Raw genomic sequence first — 19,245 nt, 5'->3', positions numbered from 1 at the left:
GAAGATTCTCTTAATTTGAATTCACTGTATGCAAAAAGCATCAAAAACCCATGATAAATAAAACGTTAACAATCCGAAACTTTTTGTTGCACCTGTTTTTTTGGGCTTTCTTAATCGCATTACCCATACTTTTAGGTCCTAATTCGAACTCCACTAATCCAGAGGATATTCGCCGTTCCTACTTTTGGATTATCTACATGACTAGCTTCACAGTTATCAATATCCCCTTCTTTTACCTGAATACGGAGATTTTGCTTCCTAAATTACTGCGGGCAAAAGGGGTTATCATTTATTTAGTGACCCTTGTCAGCACGATCGCATTGATGCTTTGGTTCCATGAAGCAATATTCCATTGGGCCTATGAGTCTTTTTACCCTGATAATCGCGGCGGTGGAGGACCTAGACGCGGTGCGACGATGCGGATGATCTTCCAGCTTTTATTCTATGCGGCGATCGGAACTTCGTATCGATTAATTTCAGATGGCATGAAAGAAGATGAGCGGACTAAAGAACAAGAAAACGAGCGTCTGAAATCAGAACTATCCTTCTTACGTTCCCAAATCAGCCCACATTTCATGTTTAACGTATTGAATAGCGTAGTTTCTTTATCCCGGAGAAAACCCGAAATGGTGGAACCGGTAGTGGTAAAACTATCTGAATTAATGCGGTACATGATCTACGAAACGAATGATTCCATCGTTCCTATTAGTAAAGAGTTGACCTATTTAGAAAGTTATATTGACCTGCAAAAGATTCGTTTTGGCGATGATATTCTCATCAATTTCAAACATGAAATAGGGCCTAAATCGAGTAGTATTGAGCCTATGTTACTGATTCCATTTGTTGAAAATGCGTTCAAACACGGCGTAGGCTTTATTGAAAATCCGACGATTGTAATAGAATTAAAGGATAGCTCGAAAGAATTAACATTCCATGTAGCGAATAAAAAAGGTGCTTCGGTAAATGAAACAAAAGACGAGAGCTCTGGTATTGGTCTTGCTAATGTGAAACGCCGCCTAGAATTGCTTTATCCGAATAGTCATAGTTTAATTGTAAAAGAGTCCGATTCAGATTTCGAAATTACACTCACCATTCAACACGTATAATTATGTCAGAGGAAAGTTTAGTGGAGATTCCGGGCAGCATTTTGAAATGCATGGCGGTGGATGATGAGAGTTTGGCTTTAGACTTAGTCGAAGATAATGTTTCTAAAGTACCCTTCCTCCAACTCGTTAAACGTTGTAGAAATGCGATGGAGGCTGTCGAGTATTTGGAAAACAATCCAGTAGATTTATTATTCCTTGATATTCAAATGCCGGGTATGACGGGCTTGCAGTTTTTAGAAAGTTTGACGAAAAAGCCGATGGTCATTTTCGTGACTGCCTACCAACAATATGCGCTCGATGGATTTAATTTAGATGTCATTGATTACGTGTTAAAACCTATCAATTTCGAACGCTTTTTAAAGGCAAGCCATAAAGCTTTAGACTATTATAAAAGCAAGCAAGTGACCTCTAGGACTGCAGAAGTACCTAAATTAGAGTTCCTATTTATTCATGCGGATTATTCCCTCATGAAGATTATGCTGGAAGATATTTTGTATATCGAGGGCTTGAAAGACTACATCAAAATCCACCTAAGAACCCAAAAATTTCCCGTTGTTTGCCGCATGACGATGAAGTCCATTGAAGAGAAATTACCTTCCATGGATTTTGTGAGAGTGCATAAATCATTTATCGTTTCCTTGAGCAAAATGGAGTCGATTCGTAGCCAAAAAATTAAAATCGGCGAGAACCACATTCCGATCAGCGAAAGTTATTCTGAGCATTTTTACCAAATCATCGGCTATCAAAAGCAATAAATTGTAACTTTGAGAATTGACCGAACATTAACGCATGTCCATTCTTAAAAAATTAGCTGGCGAAACACTATCCTATGGATTCAGTACGATCCTAGGTCGTTCACTAAATTTTTTATTGGTTTTCATCCACACCGCTGCCTTTTTACCAGCTGCGTTAGGCGTAAATGTTAAACTCTATGGCTATGTGGCCATCGCGAATATCATCTTTACCTACGGAATGGAGACGGCCTATTTTCGCTATGCGAAAGAAGCCCCAGAACGCTATTATAACATCATTTTAACAGCGATCATTCTAACGTCAGCTTTCTTTACGCTAGGCTTATTTGTCTTTGCTGATCCTTTAATGGCGCAACTAGGTTATGAAGGAAAAGGACAATTCATGCGTTGGTTGGCTTTGATTTTGGCGATAGATGCAGTGACAGCCATTCCATTTGCGCGCCTTCGATTAGAGCATAAAATCTCCTTATTTGTTAAGGCCAAAATCGTTTCGATACTTATTAACGTAGGACTAAACTTGTTCTTTTTGGCCTTATTAAAACCGATGCATGAAGGACACTGGGGTCCTGCATTTTTACAAAATTTGTATTTCCCTAGCATCGGTGCCGGTTATATATTCTTAGCGAACTTATTAGCAAACGCTAGTCTATTCTATTGGCTGCGATCCTCTTTCGCTTCTTTTCGATGGACTTGGGACGGTGCGGAAATGAAGAAGTTATGGGTCTATTCCTACCCCATCATGTTCATGAGTTTAGCAGCGATGTTTAACTTGATGTTTGACCGCTTATTGCTCGAAGAATTTTTACCCGCCGGATTTTATGCGGGCAGAACATCGGAGGATGCTTTGGGTATTTACGGTAATTGCTATAAACTCTCTGTATTTATGAGTTTAGCCATTCAGGCCTTTAAATATGCAGCAGAACCTTTCTTCTTAGGTTCTAAATCCGCCGAAAATAGCCAATCTAATTTAGCGCTGGTAAGTCATTGGTTCGTCCTTGTTTGCCTCATTTTGTGGGTGGGCGTGAGTTCGAATTTATTTTGGATTCAGGGTCTATTTTTACGTCAGCCCATCTATTGGGAAGGCATCGGAGTTGTACCCATTTTATTGCTTGCCAACTTATTTTTAGGGGTGTATTATACGCAGTCGGTTTGGTTTAAAAAGACCAATAAAACCTATATGGGTACGGTCATCACGGTCACGGGACTCGCAGTTACCTTAATCGGAAACGTAATTTTCATCCCGATTTATGGCTACCTAGCATGCGCCTATTCCTTCCTTGCCTCTGGAATGGTGATGGCTATTTTATGTTATGTAGGGGGCCAAAAATATGATCCCGCACCCTACCGCTGGATGGCAGCTATTGTATACATCAGTTTGGGCGTTATAGCGATTGAATCAGGTGCATTTTTATCCCATTTAGAAATCCCTCTACTCATCAGCCAAAACATCGGATTTATTTGTATTTTGGCCTATATTTTCATCAAAGAATTTTCCTGGAAAAACGGAAAACCTAGCTTAGCCCTGAAATGAAATCAGAACTAAAAATGCAATACTTAAACCTGAAGCTGAAAATCAGTGGAATGGTGGCGCGTATGCATGAATACCAGGGCACGCTCGTTCAAAAACAAGCCGAACTGGAAGATCTGCAACAGAAACTAAGCACTAAATCCGAAGAACTCGCTAAATCTCAAAGACGGCTAAAAGAATTGGAGAAAAGCTTTAAAAAATCAGATAATTTCGCTAAAATTGTAGCTAGTACAGATAACACAGCAGTTCCCACCGCTGAGTTGAAACAAAAGTTAGAAGAATATATTACAAAAATAGATCATTGCATTGACCAATTACGCAATCCATGAATCCTAAAATACCTTGTAATCTGATCGTTGGCATACAAAGTATTGCCTTGAGGGTTAGTCCAGGTGAGGAGGCTTACGTAAGAAATGCAGCATCATTAGTGAACGACCTTGTTCGTTATTACGAACAGCAAACAAATAGTTCAGATCCCGCTGCCGTAATGGCAATGGTTGCTTTAGATCTGGCCATGTGTGGTTTAAAATTTGACGCAGAGCACAATTCACTCCAAGCCGACGTGCTGGAAGAAAACAAAGAATTGTTATCTCTTGCGGCAGAGTTCACGGTATAGTTTTTCTTTTATTTCGACTTTTCAGGGGGCTAATGTATAAACACACATTCGTTCTATATGTCGACTATATTCACATTTATTTTACCCCTCATCGCCGCGGCGGGAGGACTATTTGCCGGAAAAGTATTCTTCTCTAAGGTGAATAAAAATATCGAGGGGGATGCCCAACGCAAAGCGGATGACATCCTTAAAAATGCGGAAATCTCCGCAGAAAACATCAAAAGAGACCGTATGTTAGAAGCGAAGGAAAACTTCCTACGTCTTCGTTCGGAATTCGAAGAAGAGTCCCAAAACAAAAAAGGAATCCTCGTAGAAAACGAACAAAAATTACGGGAGAAAGAACGCGTTTTAACACAACAAGCGGAACAACAACGCGTGGCAGAACAAGAATTACAATCAGCTAAGCAAAGCGTACAATCGAAAGAAGATAACTACCGCAAGAAGCTAGAGGATGTAGAGAAGAAACGCGAAGAGGCGGAAGCAATGCTTGCTAACCAAATCAGCCAATTAGAAAAAATTGCTGGTCTTTCAGCAGATGAAGCACGCCAACAGATCATGGATGCCCTGAAGGCAGAAGCGGAAAGCAAGGCGAGTTCTTTAGTGAAACAAGCTATTGAGGAAGCGAAATTGACGGCAACGAAAGAGGCGAAAAAAATCGTTATTGAAACGATTCAACGCACCGCAGCTGAACACGCCATCGAAAACTGCGTCTCTGTATTCAATATCGAATCAGATGATATTAAAGGTAAAATCATTGGCCGCGAGGGTCGTAACATCCGTGCGCTGGAAGCAGCAACGGGAGTGGAATTTATCGTGGACGATACCCCAGAGGCAATTATCATTTCAGGTTTCGATCCAGTGCGTCGTGAGATTGCGCGTTTATCTCTTCACCGTTTAGTTCAGGATGGTCGTATTCACCCAGCTCGTATTGAGGAAGTGGTGAACAAGACACGTAAGAACATCGACGATGAGATCATCGAAATCGGTGAGAAAACGGTGATCGACTTAGATATTCACGGATTACACCCAGAATTAATTAAGATGATCGGTCGTATGCGTTTCCGTTCTTCTTATGGCCAAAACCTCTTGCAACACTCGCGCGAAGTCGCGAAACTTTGTGCAACGATGGCAGCGGAATTAGGATTAAATGCGAAGCTAGCGAAGCGTGCAGGTCTATTGCATGATATTGGTAAAGTTTGGCATGAAGAACCGGAACTTCCACACGCTTTATTAGGAATGGAACTTGCTCAGAAATACAAGGAGCATCCAGAGGTTTGTAATGCCATCGGAGCTCACCACGATGAGTGCGAAATGACTTCTATGATTTCCCCTATTATCCAAGTATGTGATGCAATCTCTGGATCTCGTCCAGGCGCACGTCGCGAGATGATGGAGTCTTACATGAAGCGTTTACGTGATTTAGAGGCTTTAGCTACTTCGTTCGATGGAGTACAGAAGTGTTATGCAATCCAAGCGGGTCGTGAGCTTCGTATCATGGTCGATTCAGAGAATGTAAGTGACGAAAAAGCGTCGAACTTATCGTTTGACATTTCTCAAAAAATCGAGAAAGAGATGCAATATCCAGGTCAAATTAAAGTAACCGTGATTCGCGAAATGCGTGCGGTGAACTTTGCAAAATAAGATCTAAATCGGTTATATTTATGGCGCCGCCCGCAGGGTGGCGCCATTTTTTTATCCCCTACAAGTTTAGCCATACATGGAAATCAAGTCTCCGCAAACCGACGCCGAATGGAAAGCCTATTACGCTTTGCGTTTTAACGTGCTGCGTGAGCCTTGGAATCAGCCCTTAGGCTCCGAAGTACTTGCAGACGAAGACCAAGCCATTCACGCCATTGCGGTAGAAGAGGGGGAGGTTTTAGGAGTGGCCAGGATGCATGAATCTGCCGCCAACCAAGGACAAGTGCGATGCGTAGCCATCGCTACGGCTGCTCAAGGAAAAGGAATCGGAAAAGCCATCATGGCTTATGTAGAAGAGAAGGCAAGATTAAAAGGCTGGTCTGAAATCGTATTAGAAGCGAGAGAGAATGCGGTACCCTTCTATCAGGCAATAGGATATGCGATTGTGGCGGAGTCTTATTTGCTTTTTGGCGAGATTCAACATTACCGCATGAAAAAAAACCTATAAAAAAAGGCGCTACCTCCATCGAAATAGCGCCTGTTCATTTATTTTTTTATTAGTGCGTATGCTCTAAACCTTGAGCGCTAGGAATCTGGTTAAATTCCACACCCGGCTTGCGCGCATCTTTGAAGGCTGCCTTCGGTTTGATGCTTAAGATTTGGAATAATTCCTCATCCGATTTCGTATCCGGATTAGGGGTTGTTAATAAGACATCTCCAGAGAAGATAGAATTCGCCCCTGCCATAAAGCAGAACGCCTGGCCTTCGTAGTTTAATTCTAAACGCCCGGCAGATAAACGTACGGCAGACTTGGGCATCATGATTCTCGCCGTTGCGATCACCCGAACTAAATCCCAAACCGAAGCCGTCTTTTGATTCTCAAAGGGAGTTCCTTCTACTGGCACTAAATTGTTCACTGGAACAGATTCCGGATGCTCTGGAAGATTAGCTAAGGTTAATAACATTCCCATGCGATCACCAGCACTTTCTCCCATTCCAATAATACCACCAGAACAAACGGATAATTTTGCCTTACGAACGTTTCCTAAGGTCTCTAAACGATCATCATAGGTACGCGTCGAAATAACGTCCTCATAATATTCCTCACTCGTATCAATATTGTGATTATAGGCGTATAAACCAGCCTCCTTTAACTTCTGTGCTTGTTCTTCTGATAACATACCCAGGGTGCAGCAAACTTCCATTCCTAAAGAGTTCACCCCTTTCACCATATCTAGCACACGATCAAAGTCTTTGTTATCACGCACTTCGCGCCAAGCAGCTCCCATACAGAAACGAGAACTTCCGCTGTCTTTCGCGCGGTTAGCCGCTTGAATTACCTCTTCGTAAGGCAGTAGTTTTTGCACCTTTACATTCGTGTGATAACGAGCCGCTTGAGAGCAATAAGAACAGTCCTCGGGACAACCACCCGTTTTAATCGATAATAAGGTAGAAATCTGCACCTCATTCGGGTCAAAATTTTCCCGGTGTACCGTAGCCGCTTGATAAACCAAGTCTAAAAATGGCTGATTATAAATTTTTTCTACCTCTTCGCGAGTCCAATTATTACGTACCATATAAGCTTTATTTCTATTCAAATTCCATTAAATAAGGCATCATAGCTAAGAAGCCTTCTCTTTTTTTCCAACGATTCACTTCGAGTACTGCCGAAGACCAAGGAATATTTTTTGCTAAGAAACGCTCCGACATAGATGTTTCGGACATAGCAGAATTCAATAATTCATCGACAAATGATTTAGCTTTTGGATAAATCGCCACTTTATAGGATCCTGGCTTTAATTTCGCCTTAGTCGCCGCAATCTCAATTGCTTTATCTAATCCTCCTAATTCATCCACTAAACCGATCTGCTTCGCCTGCGCTCCCGTCCAAACACGTCCCCCAGCCAAAGACTGCAAACGTTGTAAAGTCATCTTACGTCCAGCCGCAGCTTTCGTAGTAAAGGATAAATATCCTTTATTCACTGAATTCTGTACGACTGATTTTTGAAAATCTGTCAAGGCGCCAGCCGAAGTCATAAAGTTTGAATTCGCGTGTGTATTCACGTGATCTTGCGTAATGCCTAAGGTGTTTTTTAAGAAATTATCCACATTAAACCAGGCAGCAAAAATACCAATGGATCCCGTAATCGTCGTAGGCTGAGCTACAATTACATCCGTTCCCATGGCCATATAATAGCCACCTGAAGCAGCATAATTCGACATCGAAGAAATAATAGGCTTCACTTTCTTCGTCAACTCTATTTCACGCCACATGATATCGGATGCTAAAGAGGATCCACCCGGAGAATCAATTCGAAGCACAATGGCTTTCACTGATTTACTCTCCCGAAGTTTTTTCAACTCCTTAACAAAATCATCTGAACCTATATTGCCATCACTTGCTCTTGTTCCTGAAATCTCTCCCTCAGCCACTAAAACAGCAATGCGATCTTTTCCTTCTACCTCGTCTATCGGATTTTTGGCCTGTAAATAATGATTCACACTAACATAAATTACTTTTTCTTTTGAGCCAGACGCCTTCTTCATTAAAGCCTCAAATTCATCCCAATAACCCTGCTTCACCATCCCTAATTTCTCTGCCGATGATGGCTCGAAAGCCAGTAGACTATCCGCAATCAAATCTAATTTGCGAACGGGAATGTTTTTAGACCGCGCAATTTTATCAAAAATATACGTATTAATCGATTGCAAAAAGGAGGACGTCTGCGCCTTGTTTTCCTCGCTCATATCTTCGCGAATAAAGGGCTCTACCGCCGATTTATATGTTCCCACACGGAAGACCAAAGGCTCTATATCTAATTTATCCAAGGCCTTCTTATAGAAACTGTATTGAACGCTAATACCATTGAAATCCAACAATCCATTCGGATTCAAATAGGTCTTATCTGCCACAGATGAAATATAATATCCTTTCTCTGTATATGAATTAGCATAAGCATAGACGAATTTACCCGACTTTTGGAACTTCTGAATCGCCTCCCGAATCTCCGAAAGCTGGGCATAACCCGCCATCGGAAAACTAGCATCTAAGTAGATTCCTTTAATCTTCGGATCCACTTTCGCGCGCTCTAAAGCTGATAAGACTTGAATCAATCCCAAGTTTTCTGGGGGAGCTAAATAAAGATCCGTCAATGCTGACAAGGGATTGTCTTCCGTCGATGCATTTTCTACGATAGGCCGATTCAAATCCAGTCTTAAAACTGAATTATCTTTCAGATCAAAAACCTCATCCGAGCTTCCGATGGCTGCCCCCACGCCTGCTAAAAGCAGTAATGAAACGATCGCAAATAGAAAAAGACCAAAAACGGTCGCTAAGGAATACTTCACAAATTGCCACATAATTAGTATTTTAAATGGTTTCTAACCAAAGTTTTTACGGTAATCTTCACGTGCCTGACGAATCACTTCAAAGGCCACTTCGCGGCCATAAATATCGTCAATATCTACTGAACTCGAAGACATTTCTCCCGGCAACATTTTATAGGTCCAGAAATAATGCCTCAAACGTTCAACGATATCTTTAGGCGCATCTGCAATATCTTTCCATTTGCCATAAATAGGATCATCCTTTAAAACAGCAATAATTTTATCATCCGCCTCTCCCTTATCAATCATACGAATACCACCAATAGGAATCGCCTGACATAAAATATCCCCGTGCGTAATCGCACGCTCTGAAAGAACTAAAATATCCAAAGGATCTCCATCCCCTCTTTCAATATCTTTTCCTGAATACTTGCGAGCTAATTCCGCAATGCCGTCAGAACAATAGGTTTGTGGCAAAAAGCCATATAAAGCAGGAACAATGTTCGAGAATTTCTGCGGACGATCGATTTTTAGATAGCCCGTTTGTTTGTCAATCTCATACTTCACTGTATCCGTCGGAACAATTTCGATAAATGCCGTCACTAATTCAGGCATTTGATCACCGATTTGAACGCCATGCCAAGGATGTGCCTTAAAGAAGTTTCTATTCATATTCTTTCTATTAATCTCACTTAGGTTAAAAATCACGGCAAATTACGAAAAACAAAGGATAAATTCTGCTAAATTTGTTGTTTGCATTGCGTTCACAAACATGATTTATCCAATTATACCCTACGGGGATCCTGTTTTAAGAAAAGTCGCATCCCCTATTGAATTAGGAAGTGTCGATTTAATCAAACTATCAGAAGATATGTTCGAAACTATGTACGCGGCAAGCGGTGTAGGTTTAGCAGCTCCTCAGATAGGTATGGACATTCGATTATTTGTGGTGGATGGACGCCCCATGAACGAAGGAGAAAAAGAAGAGGATGTGGATCAGTCCTTAATTGGTTTTAAAAAGGTATTCGTTAATCCGACAGTTCTAGAGGAAACGGGGGACGAATGGGGTTTTGAAGAAGGATGTTTATCTATCCCGGGGATTCGAGGAGAAGTGTATCGCCCCGAATATGTTAAAATACACTATTGGACGGAGCAGGGTGAGGAAAGAACGGACCTATTTGAAAGTTTGGCGGCCCGCATCATACAACACGAATACGATCATATCGAAGGCATTTTATTTACGGATCATTTGAATCCCGTGAAAAAGCGCCTCATTAAAAATAAGTTAAGTGATATCACGCGAGGAAAGGTTTCCGTGGATTACAAAATGAAGCTTACCCGTTAATTAGACAGATGAAAATTTCCCTTAATTGGTTACGTGATTTTATTGATATTTCGAAGCTTCCTTCACAGGGCAGCCCAGAAGAATTAGATGTTCTATTAACAAATACCGGACTTGAAGTAGAAGGCATCGAGCCGCACGATAAGATTCCTGGTGGATTAAAAGGATTCGTGGTAGGCGAGGTTTTAACCTGTGAGAAATTCGAGGTAAAAGAGAAATTCTTAAGTCTAACTACGGTGGATGCTGGTTTGGACGAAATTTTAACCATTGTTTGTGGTGCTGCGAATGTAGCAGCAGGCCAAAAAGTAATCGTGGCAACCCCTGGCACCCAATTATACGATAAGGACGGGAAAGAATTGTTCACGATTGAGAAGCGCAAGGTCTATGGACAGCCTTCGGAAGGTATGATCTGCGCAGAAGACGAAATCGGAATAGGATCATCGCATGATGGCATTTTAGTTTTAGACACACAAGCACCTAACGGAACTCCAGCAGCCTCCTTTTTTGACATTGCAGGGGATTTAGTTTTAGAAATCGGATTAACGCCTAACCGCGCCGATGCAGCCTCTCACTGGGGAGTTGCGCGTGACATTCGGGCGGTAACAGGTCTTCCTATTCAATTACCTTCCCCCGCCTTAGTGATCGAAAGCAATGCGCATCCGATTGCAGTGGAAGTGAAAGATGGAGGTTGCGATCGTTTCTGCGGTATCACGATTGATGGTATTCAAGTGGCGCCTTCACCAGCTTGGTTACAAGAACGTTTACAAGCCATCGGATTGCGTCCTATTAATAATGTGGTGGATATTACGAACTTCATTTGCCACGGACTAGGCCAGCCGATGCACGCCTACGATTGGAACGAAATCAAGGGTGGTAAATTAATCGTAGAAAGCTTGCCTGCAGGTACCCTTTTCAAAACACTAGACGGCGTAGAACGCAAGTTAACAGGTGAAGAATTAATGATCTGTGACGCTTCAGGTGCCATCGGATTAGCCGGTGTCATGGGCGGAGAACATTCTAGTATTAAAGATTCCACATCGCGTGTTTTCTTAGAGGTGGCCCACTTCAAGCCAGAGCGTATTCGGAAGGCAAGCCAAATTCATGGTCTGAAAACTGATGCCTCCTTCCGTTTTGAGCGTGGCACTGATATTCAAGCAAAGTTATTCGCAATGGAATATGCGGCACAATTAATTCAAGAATTAGCTGGTGGAAAAATCACCTCTGAGCCTATTGATTATTACCCTACCCCAGTTTCTTTAGTTAAAATCCCCGTGAACGTTCAACGTGTCCAAAAATACATCGGTATTGAATTAGCGGCGGAACGAATAAAAGAAATTTTGACGCTTTTGGATTTCAAAATCGAGGCTGAAAAAGGCGATGATTTCACAGCCATTGCTCCCGCATACCGCGTAGATGTTACGAGAGAGGCAGATATCATCGAAGAGATTTTACGTATACATGGTTTAGATAACATTCCGTTATCTGATCATTTAAGTGCGAACTTCATTTCGGAATTTCCTTTATTGGACAAGGAGCGGGTTCAGTTGAATGTTTCACAGATTTTGACGGCCAAAGGTTTCCAAGAAATCATCACCAATTCACTTACGAAAGCCGATGCTCATGCAGCGATTGCGAAGGATTTATCTTTCGAAACGGTTGAAATTCTAAACCGACTTTCAGAAGATCTAGGGGTGATGAGACAACACATGTCTTTTGCCGGTTTAGAGGTGCTAGCACATAATATTAACCGCCGTCAAAAAGATCTGAAAGTCTTCGAATTTGGCAAAACTTACCATAAAAAAGGAGCTAAATACATCGAAAAAAAGCATTTAGCCTTATTTACCACCGGATTATGGTCAGGAGAGTCTTGGTCTAGCGCTCCCACGAAAACCGCGCTTCACCACCTGTATCAAGTAAGTATCGAGCTTATGCGTTCTTTAGGTGTAACTCAATTCGAGACAGATACCATCGAAAATTCGAGTGTGTTTGCCTTCGGATTACGCATTTCTATAAATAAGAAAGCTTGCCTTGAAGTAGGAATGATTCATCCCAATTTAGCCAGCAAATGGGACGTCAAACAAGAGGTATTCTTCGCTGATTTCGACTGGGATTATTGGGTGAAGCAAGAGAAAGCAGACTTCGTTTACCAAGAGATTTCTAAGTTCCCTGAGGTACGTCGCGACCTATCTTTAGTGATCGATAAAGCCGTTAGTTACCAAGCTATTCGAAAATTAGCTGAACAATACGAGAAGAGTTTACTGAAAAATGTATCCATCTTCGATGTGTACGAAGGCAAAAACTTAGGCGAAGGCAAGAAAGCTTATTCGGTAAGCTTTACGCTACAGGACGAGTCTCAAACCTTAACAGATAAGGTTATCGAGTCCACCATGGATCGCTTAATGAAAGGATTTGAGAAGGAAATAGGAGCGATTATTAGAAAATAATTAGCGCTTTAACATACCGCCTAAATTAGGCATCTTCATCTTTCCGTCCTGAACCTTGTTCATCATCTTCATCATTTTGCGCATGTCCTCGAACTGCTTCAACAGGTTATTCACCTCTTGAATCGACGTTCCTGATCCTGCCACAATACGATTCTTGCGGGATGGGTTCAAAATATCTGGATTTTGACGCTCCTTAGCGGTCATGGAATTGATGATCGCTTCAATCGGCTTGAAGGAATCATTAGAGATATCTACATCTTTCACCGCCTTACTCATTCCCGGCACCATACCCATCAAATCTTTGATGTTACCCATCTTTTTGATTTGCTGCAATTGAGCGTAGAAGTCTTCGAAAGTGAAATTGTTTTGGCGTATCTTCTTATTTAAACGAGCCGCCTCATCTTCGTCAAAAGCCTGCTGAGCACGCTCCACTAACGATAATACGTCCCCCATTCCTAGGATACGGTTCGCCATACGATCAGGATAGAACTGATCTAAGGCCTCCATTTTCTCCCCTGTGGAAATGAATTTAATCGGTTTATCTACAATTTGACGGATAGAAAGGGCCGCGCCACCGCGAGAATCCCCGTCTAATTTCGTTAAAACAACTCCATCAAAGTTTAATCGTTCATTAAAGGTCTTCGCCGTATTCACCGCATCTTGACCCGTCATGGAATCCACAACGAACAAAATTTCCGTCGGTTTAATCGCTTCCTTTACAGCAGCAATTTCAGTCATCATGACCTCATCTACGGCTAAACGACCCGCAGTATCGACGATCACGACCTTCTTGCCCATTTTACGTGCATAAGACAACGCATTTTCAGCAATGCTCACCGCACTTTTATTTTCAGGCTCGGCATATACTTCCACTCCTACTTGCTCACCCAATACTTTCAATTGGTCAATCGCAGCAGGGCGGTAAATATCGCAGGCTACCAAAAGCACATTGCGGCCTCCTTTTTTAATATATTGAGCTAATTTTCCCGAGAATGTCGTCTTACCAGAACCCTGTAAACCTGCAATTAATACAACGGCTGGTTCCCCTTTCAGGTTAATATCCTGCTTTTGACCGCCCATTAATTGGGTTAATTCATCATGAACAATTTTAGTCAATAATTGACCAGGCTCGACGGCAATAAGGATTTTTTGGCCCATCGCCTGATCCTTAATCCGATCCGTAATCTCTTTCGCTACCTTGTAGTTAACGTCCGCATCCATCAAGGCGCGGCGAATTTCCTTCACCGTAGCGGCAACGTTAATATCCGTAATTCTGCCGTTCCCCTTCAGGGTACGCATGGCAGCGGTCAACTTCGAACTTAAATTATCAAACATAGTATTTCAAAAAAAGGACTGCAATTTACGCTTTTTCAGGCAAATTTTAATCAAATAAGGGTATCGAACTTTCACTCTACTGATCTTACCACGCTAACTCAAAAAAAGATCCGATATTTTGACAAAAATACCCTAAAATAATGGAGGAAAAAAGATTTAGTCTTTACCTTTGCAGGATTATCACAACCGATCAAAACATTGAACTAACAAAAATGGAAAAAATTAAAGTTGCCAACCCAGTCGTTGAATTAGACGGCGATGAAATGACTCGAATTATCTGGAAATTCATCAAGGATAAATTAATCTTGCCTTATTTAGATTTAGACATTAAATACTATGATTTAGGCGTAGAGTACCGCGATGAAACAAATGACCAAGTAACTATTGAGGCAGCTGAGGCAATCAAAAAATACGGTGTAGGTATCAAATGTGCTACCATCACTCCAGATGAGGCTCGTGTAACAGAATTTGATTTAAAACAAATGTGGAAGTCCCCTAACGGAACGATTCGTAACATCCTAGATGGTACGGTTTTCCGCGAGCCCATCGTTTGTGTAAACGTACCTCGTTTAGTACCTAACTGGACGGCACCGATTATGATCGGACGTCACGCTTTTGGTGATCAATACAAAGCAACGGATTTCGTAACCAAAGGAAAAGGTAAATTAACGGTTTCATTCCAACCAGAAGATGGTGGTGAGGCACAAACTTTCGAAGTGTATAACTTCAAAGGGGATGGCGTTGCCTTAACCATGTATAATACTGACGAATCGATCAAAGGTTTCGCGCACTCTTGCTTTAACATGGCTTTGAGCAAAGGATGGCCTTTGTACTTATCGACTAAGAACACGATTCTGAAGAAATACGATGGTCGTTTTAAAGATATTTTCGAAGAAATTTTCCAAGCAGATTACAAAGCACAATTCGACGCGGCGGGTATCGTTTACGAGCACCGTTTGATCGATGACATGGTGGCTTCTGCATTGAAGTGGAATGGAAACTTTGTTTGGGCGTGTAAAAACTATGACGGAGACGTTCAATCAGATACGGTTGCGCAAGGCTTTGGTTCATTAGGCTTAATGACGTCTGTTTTAATTACTCCAGACGGAAAGGTAATGGAAGCGGAAGCTGCTCACGGAACAGTGACTCGTCACTACCGCGATCACCAAGCTGGAAAGCCTACGTCAACTAATCCAATTGCTTCTATCTTCGCATGGACTCGTGGTTTAGAGTTCCGCGGTAAATTAGATAATAATGCGGCTTTGATTAATTTCTGCCAAACTTTAGAAAAAGTTTGTGTGGCTACGGTTGAGTCTGGTAAGATGACCAAAGACTTAGCGGTTTGTATCCACGGAAACAAAGTCACTCACGGAGAGCACTACTTATACACAGAAGAGTTCTTAGAGGCGTTAGATACGAATTTGAAGGCAGCACTGGCGTAGTCGCCGCAGGCGGCTCAGTCACGACTTCGTCTTAGTCAAAGAGTCCGGAGGGAAAGAAATTTCTCTTCGGATTTTTTTTGTGCTGACATTTTTGACTAAGTCCGCAGGACGACTAAATCGCACAGCGATGACTAAGTCCTTAGGACGACTAAGCCGAAGGCGACTAGATTTTTTTTGCTGCGCAAAAAAAATCGCGCCGATTGCTCAGCGCGATTCCTACTATTATTTTGTTTCAAATACTATTCTGAAACCACAGAGAAAGCAATCTTGTGCTTTACTTCTTTGTGTAAGTCAAGCGTAGCAGCGTAATCGCCAGTAGTCTTCACTTCTGTATCGAATGAAATCTTCTTACGATCGATATCGAAACCTTTTTCTTTCAGCATTTCTGAAACTTGAAGGCTAGTCACACGACCAAAGATTTTTCCACTATCCCCTGTCTTCGCAGGAATAGTCAATGTCATTTCACCGATAGCCGTAGCTAAATCGAAAGCATCTTGGCGAACTTTCTCCACTTTGTGAGCAGCTTGCTTAATGTTTTCCGCTACAACCTTGCGGTTAGATGGAGTCGCCATGATAGCGAATCCTTGTGGAATTAAGTAATTACGACCGTAACCAGCTTTCACTGCAACGATATCGTTCTTATAACCTAATCCAGCAATATCTGTTTTTAATATAATTTCCATCTTATGTGTACAATCAAATGTTTATTGGATAAGGATCTATTTTAAACCGTCAGCCACGTAAGGCATTAACGCTAAGTGACGAGCTCTTTTAATAGCTTGAGCCACACGACGTTGGAATTTCAAAGAAGTTCCAGTGATACGACGAGGTAAAATTTTACCTTGCTCATTCACTAACTTCAATAAATAATCCGGGTTTTTGAAATCAATGTATTGAATACCAGATTTCTTGAAACGGCAATACTTCTTACGGTTTCCGTTCTTATCTACAGGTTCGTTAACTAGTGTCATATTATTCTTCAATTTTTTCTGGTTTTCTACCTACTAATCCTTTTCTCTTTTTTTCATTATACGCTAAAGCGTGCTTATCTACCGCTAGGGTTAAGAAACGAATAACGCGCTCATCACGCTTAAATTCTAATTCTAATTTAGCGACTAAAGTAGGAGCTGCTGCGAATTCGAAAATTTGGTAATATCCGGTGTGCTTGTTCTGAATCGGGTAAGCTAACTTACGTAAGCCCCAAGCGTCTTCATGAACGATTTGCGCGCCGTTTTCTACCAACAGATTCTTGAATTTCTCAACAGTGTCCTTTGTCTGTTGTTCAGACAAAACGGGAGTTAAAATGAACACCGTCTCATAGTTTTTTAATTCCATAAAAAATTTGTTGTTTAAAAACTGGTAAAAATTTGGAATGCAAAGGTAGGAATATTCCTTCACAATCAAAAGGTTAACAACAAAAAAATAGAATTAGCGGACTTCGAAGGTGCCTAAGCCGATCAAATACCCCTCGGCATAAAGCTCAATTTCATGCTTTCCAGCTTTGAAACCATTTTGCCTTGAATGAATAAATTCCACCGATTGGTGATTGTTTTCGTAAAAAATACGCTGACGACTCGTGAAAGTTAGTTCCCGCCCTTTGAAGTCAAAAGTTCCCGAACCTAAATTATAATCTGAAATCGTAGTTCCTGTAGGCTCAATAATGCGCAGAAAGACGGTTTTGATCTCTTTATTAGCAAATGTATTCTCCTGCAAATGGAACATGACGCGAATTTTATCCACTTTCTTGGCCTTCTGATTATTCACGGAGGACTCTTTGCCTCGAGATGAAATCGCATAAACATTCACCCCCTCAGCGCGCAAGGCTGCAGCCGCAGTTACTTTTTCAGTCAGTTCTTTATTCCTAATTTCAAGGACACGGGATTTTTCACTTAGCTCACGCTCTTTAAGACCAAAAGTCTTACTCGAGTCCTCTAGTGCTTTTTGAATATTCACTAAACCCACTTTTAGAATTTGGGCTTCTCTACTTAAGGAATCGTTTCGAAGGATTAAAACGACGTTTTCTTTCTTCAACTTTTTAATCTCTGCATCTTTTTGACCTAATAAATGCAAGTAATAGGATAGCTTCTTTTCGAATTCTGCTGGATCGATATCATTTAAATGCTTCTGGTCTCCTAAAATTTGTGCCTTTGCTAGCTCTAACTCATTGACCTTTCCACCTAATTTTTTGATTTGGACTAAACGTAAATTCAATTGTTCAGCAACAGAATCTAATTTAACTTGTGCATTCTCTACAAATTCAGCCTGAGATGGTTGCATAATTCGATCGAGAAGGCCTGATTTATCTACAAGGATCCAACCTGCTAATAACAAAACCACTATAGTCAACCACGTCACGCGACGCTTTAAACTATCTTGGTTTGTACTCGAATTATCTGATTCCATTTAATCTGCTTTATTTAATCTTTTACTCCTGAATCAAAAATAATAAATTAATTTTAATAAAATTTTTTAGTTCAAACAAAATTTAGCCTTTCCGCCTAATGGTAATCGCAGAACAAATTTCCTTGATTAACAAGCAATTAAACGATAGTGCTGCTCGACTTATTGTGGTTACGAAGACGAGAAGTCTTGAAGAGTTGCAAGAAACGTATGCAGCGGGGGCCATCGAGTTTGGTGAAAATCGAGTACAAGAGATGGTGGAAAAGCAGGCTGTCTTGCCTAAGGACATTCTTTGGCATCAAATAGGCCACTTACAAACGAACAAAGTAAAATACATCGCCCCCTTCATTCACCTGATTCATTCGGTGGATTCTCTGAATTTATTGAAGGAAATTAATAAGCAGGCCGCTAAAAACGACCGCATTATTGACTGCTTACTTCAAATTTATATCGCGACGGAGGAAAGTAAATTTGGTTTGGATTTTTCTGAAGCGGAGTCTTTAGTAGCCGATCCTGCATTTGCTGAGTTGACAAATATCCGTATTATAGGTTTAATGGGAATGGCGAGTTTTACGGCAGATGAAACGCAGATTCAGAAAGAGTTCAAAAGTTTGGCTGATTTTTTCCAAAAGCTTAAAAACAACAAAACCGGCATCGCGACCGGTCTTGTGGAATGGATTGAATTATCCATGGGTATGTCTGGTGATTATTTAATCGCTGCCGAACTAGGTGCTACGCTGGTTCGGGTAGGATCGGCCATCTATGGCCCGCGTCACTAACGCGTAAAGGATATAATTTCAAATTCTAGTTTGCCTGCAGGAGCTGTAATCTCCGCTAAGTCCCCTACTTTCTTACCTAATAATCCTTTCCCGAAAGGAGATGAAACGGAAATTTTTCCTTCCTTTAAATCTGCTTCCTCTTCTGAAACGAGGTTATAAGTAACAGTCATTCCGCTCTTCGTATTTTTAATTTGAACAATAGAATAGATCGAAACTATAGATAAATCAATCGTTGATTCATCTAAAACACGCGCTATTGAAATAATTTCCTCCATTTTAGAGATTTTTAATTCCAAAAGCCCTTGCGCATCTTTCGCTGCATCGTATTCTGCATTCTCACTTAAATCGCCTTTATCGCGCGCTTCTGCTATTTGTTTGGCCATATCTGAACGACCTGTAATCTTCAAATAGTGTAATTCTGCTTTTAATTTATCTAATGCTTCCGCGGTATAATATTGAAACTTTGCCATGATCTTTTAGGGTTTAACCTCTGTGCTTAAAAACAAAATAGAACGGCCTCCGACCGTTCTACCTAA

The 19,245-nt window shown here is 41.3% G+C and carries 20 protein-coding genes; 11 read left to right on the top strand and 9 right to left on the bottom strand.

Annotated features, from left to right (window positions below; genetic code table 11):
- The first annotated feature begins 50 nt into the window (after positions 1 to 50).
- From ACST14_RS06020 to ACST14_RS05990, 7 genes are all read left to right on the top strand, one after another.
- Entirely contained in the window at positions 51 to 1,106 is a 1,056-nt protein-coding gene (locus ACST14_RS06020) for a sensor histidine kinase (protein ID WP_459461604.1), read from the top strand.
- Positions 1,107 to 1,108: 2 nt separating this feature from the next.
- On the top strand, positions 1,109 to 1,861 hold the full coding sequence (locus ACST14_RS06015) for a LytR/AlgR family response regulator transcription factor (protein WP_459461603.1): 753 nt from the start codon (positions 1,109 to 1,111) through the stop codon (positions 1,859 to 1,861).
- Positions 1,862 to 1,895: 34 nt separating this feature from the next.
- Positions 1,896 to 3,389: a lipopolysaccharide biosynthesis protein gene (locus ACST14_RS06010; RefSeq protein WP_459461601.1), complete on the top strand. Its 1,494-nt coding sequence runs from the start codon at positions 1,896 to 1,898 to the stop codon at positions 3,387 to 3,389.
- Positions 3,386 to 3,715 carry a hypothetical protein gene (locus ACST14_RS06005; protein ID WP_459461600.1) on the top strand — a complete coding sequence of 110 codons (330 nt, stop codon included), beginning with the start codon at positions 3,386 to 3,388 and terminating at the stop codon, positions 3,713 to 3,715. The genes ACST14_RS06010 and ACST14_RS06005 overlap by 4 nt, the downstream gene beginning before the upstream one ends.
- Entirely contained in the window at positions 3,712 to 4,002 is a 291-nt protein-coding gene (locus tag ACST14_RS06000; RefSeq protein ID WP_459461599.1) for a cell division protein ZapA, read from the top strand. The genes ACST14_RS06005 and ACST14_RS06000 overlap by 4 nt, the downstream gene beginning before the upstream one ends.
- Before the next feature lie 57 nt (positions 4,003 to 4,059).
- A complete protein-coding gene (rny, locus tag ACST14_RS05995) occupies positions 4,060 to 5,643 on the top strand; it encodes a ribonuclease Y (RefSeq protein ID WP_459461598.1) in 1,584 nt (527 codons plus the stop codon).
- Positions 5,644 to 5,719: 76 nt separating this feature from the next.
- Positions 5,720 to 6,148 (top strand): GNAT family N-acetyltransferase, encoded by a 429-nt coding sequence (locus ACST14_RS05990; protein WP_459461596.1) that lies wholly within the window; start codon positions 5,720 to 5,722, stop codon positions 6,146 to 6,148.
- A gap of 49 nt (positions 6,149 to 6,197) precedes the next feature.
- On the opposite strand, the gene bioB is transcribed toward ACST14_RS05990, so the two are convergent.
- The 3 genes from bioB to ACST14_RS05975 are packed head-to-tail and all read right to left on the bottom strand — an operon-like array spanning position 6,198 to position 9,639.
- Positions 6,198 to 7,217 (bottom strand): biotin synthase BioB, encoded by a 1,020-nt coding sequence (bioB, locus tag ACST14_RS05985; protein ID WP_459461595.1) that lies wholly within the window; start codon positions 7,215 to 7,217, stop codon positions 6,198 to 6,200.
- Between the two features lie 13 nt (positions 7,218 to 7,230).
- On the bottom strand, positions 7,231 to 9,000 hold the full coding sequence (gene sppA / locus ACST14_RS05980) for a signal peptide peptidase SppA (protein ID WP_459461593.1): 1,770 nt from the start codon (positions 8,998 to 9,000) through the stop codon (positions 7,231 to 7,233).
- A gap of 21 nt (positions 9,001 to 9,021) precedes the next feature.
- Positions 9,022 to 9,639 carry an inorganic pyrophosphatase gene (locus ACST14_RS05975; protein ID WP_459461591.1) on the bottom strand — a complete coding sequence of 206 codons (618 nt, stop codon included), beginning with the start codon at positions 9,637 to 9,639 and terminating at the stop codon, positions 9,022 to 9,024.
- A gap of 100 nt (positions 9,640 to 9,739) precedes the next feature.
- On the opposite strand from ACST14_RS05975, the gene def reads away from it, so the two are divergent.
- The gene (gene def / locus ACST14_RS05970; protein WP_459461589.1) at positions 9,740 to 10,312 is read left to right on the top strand and encodes a peptide deformylase; all 573 of its coding nucleotides are present in this window, start codon (positions 9,740 to 9,742) and stop codon (positions 10,310 to 10,312) included.
- 8 nt (positions 10,313 to 10,320) lie between these two features.
- Entirely contained in the window at positions 10,321 to 12,753 is a 2,433-nt protein-coding gene (gene pheT / locus ACST14_RS05965) for a phenylalanine--tRNA ligase subunit beta (RefSeq protein ID WP_459461587.1), read from the top strand.
- On the opposite strand, the gene ffh is transcribed toward pheT, so the two are convergent.
- A complete protein-coding gene (ffh, locus tag ACST14_RS05960; protein WP_459461586.1) occupies positions 12,754 to 14,088 on the bottom strand; it encodes a signal recognition particle protein in 1,335 nt (444 codons plus the stop codon).
- A gap of 212 nt (positions 14,089 to 14,300) precedes the next feature.
- Here ffh and ACST14_RS05955 point away from each other — a divergent pair, with 212 nt between their 5' ends.
- Positions 14,301 to 15,530, top strand: coding sequence for an isocitrate dehydrogenase (NADP(+)) (locus ACST14_RS05955; protein WP_459461585.1), 1,230 nt, complete (start codon positions 14,301 to 14,303; stop codon positions 15,528 to 15,530).
- Positions 15,531 to 15,769: 239 nt separating this feature from the next.
- On the opposite strand, the gene rplI is transcribed toward ACST14_RS05955, so the two are convergent.
- The 4 genes from rplI to ACST14_RS05935 form a co-directional block, all read right to left on the bottom strand.
- Positions 15,770 to 16,213 carry a 50S ribosomal protein L9 gene (gene rplI / locus ACST14_RS05950; RefSeq protein WP_459461583.1) on the bottom strand — a complete coding sequence of 148 codons (444 nt, stop codon included), beginning with the start codon at positions 16,211 to 16,213 and terminating at the stop codon, positions 15,770 to 15,772.
- Between the two features lie 36 nt (positions 16,214 to 16,249).
- Complete coding sequence (gene rpsR, locus ACST14_RS05945) at positions 16,250 to 16,501, bottom strand: 30S ribosomal protein S18 (RefSeq protein WP_130894912.1); 252 nt, start codon at positions 16,499 to 16,501, stop codon at positions 16,250 to 16,252.
- 1 nt (position 16,502) lies between these two features.
- Positions 16,503 to 16,865, bottom strand: coding sequence for a 30S ribosomal protein S6 (rpsF, locus tag ACST14_RS05940; RefSeq protein WP_459461581.1), 363 nt, complete (start codon positions 16,863 to 16,865; stop codon positions 16,503 to 16,505).
- Between the two features lie 93 nt (positions 16,866 to 16,958).
- Positions 16,959 to 17,933, bottom strand: a complete 975-nt coding sequence (locus ACST14_RS05935) for a hypothetical protein (protein ID WP_459461579.1) — start codon at positions 17,931 to 17,933, stop codon at positions 16,959 to 16,961.
- A gap of 98 nt (positions 17,934 to 18,031) precedes the next feature.
- Between ACST14_RS05935 and ACST14_RS05930 the strand changes: the two genes are divergently transcribed.
- Positions 18,032 to 18,709, top strand: a complete 678-nt coding sequence (locus ACST14_RS05930; RefSeq protein WP_459461577.1) for a YggS family pyridoxal phosphate-dependent enzyme — start codon at positions 18,032 to 18,034, stop codon at positions 18,707 to 18,709.
- Here the strand turns inward: ACST14_RS05930 and greA are convergent.
- Positions 18,706 to 19,179, bottom strand: coding sequence for a transcription elongation factor GreA (gene greA / locus ACST14_RS05925; protein WP_459461575.1), 474 nt, complete (start codon positions 19,177 to 19,179; stop codon positions 18,706 to 18,708). The two genes, ACST14_RS05930 and greA, sit on opposite strands and share 4 nt — an antisense overlap.
- Positions 19,180 to 19,245 lie beyond the last annotated feature (66 nt).

The organism is Aquirufa sp. A-Brett2-15D (assembly GCF_054558735.1).
Note: the sequence above shows the minus strand (reverse complement) of the source record. Positions and strands in the feature narration are given on the sequence as shown.

Excerpts from the sequence above, each read along its gene's own strand:
- def (WP_459461589.1), top strand. The coding sequence starts at position 9,740 with ATGATTTATCCAATTATACCCTACGGGGATCCTGTTTTAAGAAAAGTC.
- ACST14_RS05990 (WP_459461596.1), top strand. The coding sequence starts at position 5,720 with ATGGAAATCAAGTCTCCGCAAACCGACGCCGAATGGAAAGCCTATTAC.
- ACST14_RS06020 (WP_459461604.1), top strand. The coding sequence starts at position 51 with ATGATAAATAAAACGTTAACAATCCGAAACTTTTTGTTGCACCTGTTT.
- rpsF (WP_459461581.1), bottom strand. The coding sequence starts at position 16,865 with ATGGAATTAAAAAACTATGAGACGGTGTTCATTTTAACTCCCGTTTTG.
- bioB (WP_459461595.1), bottom strand. The coding sequence starts at position 7,217 with ATGGTACGTAATAATTGGACTCGCGAAGAGGTAGAAAAAATTTATAAT.
- ACST14_RS06005 (WP_459461600.1), top strand. The coding sequence starts at position 3,386 with ATGAAATCAGAACTAAAAATGCAATACTTAAACCTGAAGCTGAAAATC.
- rny (WP_459461598.1), top strand. The coding sequence starts at position 4,060 with ATGTCGACTATATTCACATTTATTTTACCCCTCATCGCCGCGGCGGGA.
- rpsR (WP_130894912.1), bottom strand. The coding sequence starts at position 16,501 with ATGACACTAGTTAACGAACCTGTAGATAAGAACGGAAACCGTAAGAAG.
- sppA (WP_459461593.1), bottom strand. The coding sequence starts at position 9,000 with ATGTGGCAATTTGTGAAGTATTCCTTAGCGACCGTTTTTGGTCTTTTT.
- ACST14_RS05955 (WP_459461585.1), top strand. The coding sequence starts at position 14,301 with ATGGAAAAAATTAAAGTTGCCAACCCAGTCGTTGAATTAGACGGCGAT.
- ACST14_RS06010 (WP_459461601.1), top strand. The coding sequence starts at position 1,896 with ATGTCCATTCTTAAAAAATTAGCTGGCGAAACACTATCCTATGGATTC.
- ACST14_RS05975 (WP_459461591.1), bottom strand. The coding sequence starts at position 9,639 with ATGAATAGAAACTTCTTTAAGGCACATCCTTGGCATGGCGTTCAAATC.
- ffh (WP_459461586.1), bottom strand. The coding sequence starts at position 14,088 with ATGTTTGATAATTTAAGTTCGAAGTTGACCGCTGCCATGCGTACCCTG.
- ACST14_RS06000 (WP_459461599.1), top strand. The coding sequence starts at position 3,712 with ATGAATCCTAAAATACCTTGTAATCTGATCGTTGGCATACAAAGTATT.
- ACST14_RS05930 (WP_459461577.1), top strand. The coding sequence starts at position 18,032 with ATGGTAATCGCAGAACAAATTTCCTTGATTAACAAGCAATTAAACGAT.
- ACST14_RS06015 (WP_459461603.1), top strand. The coding sequence starts at position 1,109 with ATGTCAGAGGAAAGTTTAGTGGAGATTCCGGGCAGCATTTTGAAATGC.
- ACST14_RS05935 (WP_459461579.1), bottom strand. The coding sequence starts at position 17,933 with ATGGAATCAGATAATTCGAGTACAAACCAAGATAGTTTAAAGCGTCGC.
- pheT (WP_459461587.1), top strand. The coding sequence starts at position 10,321 with ATGAAAATTTCCCTTAATTGGTTACGTGATTTTATTGATATTTCGAAG.
- rplI (WP_459461583.1), bottom strand. The coding sequence starts at position 16,213 with ATGGAAATTATATTAAAAACAGATATTGCTGGATTAGGTTATAAGAAC.
- greA (WP_459461575.1), bottom strand. The coding sequence starts at position 19,179 with ATGGCAAAGTTTCAATATTATACCGCGGAAGCATTAGATAAATTAAAA.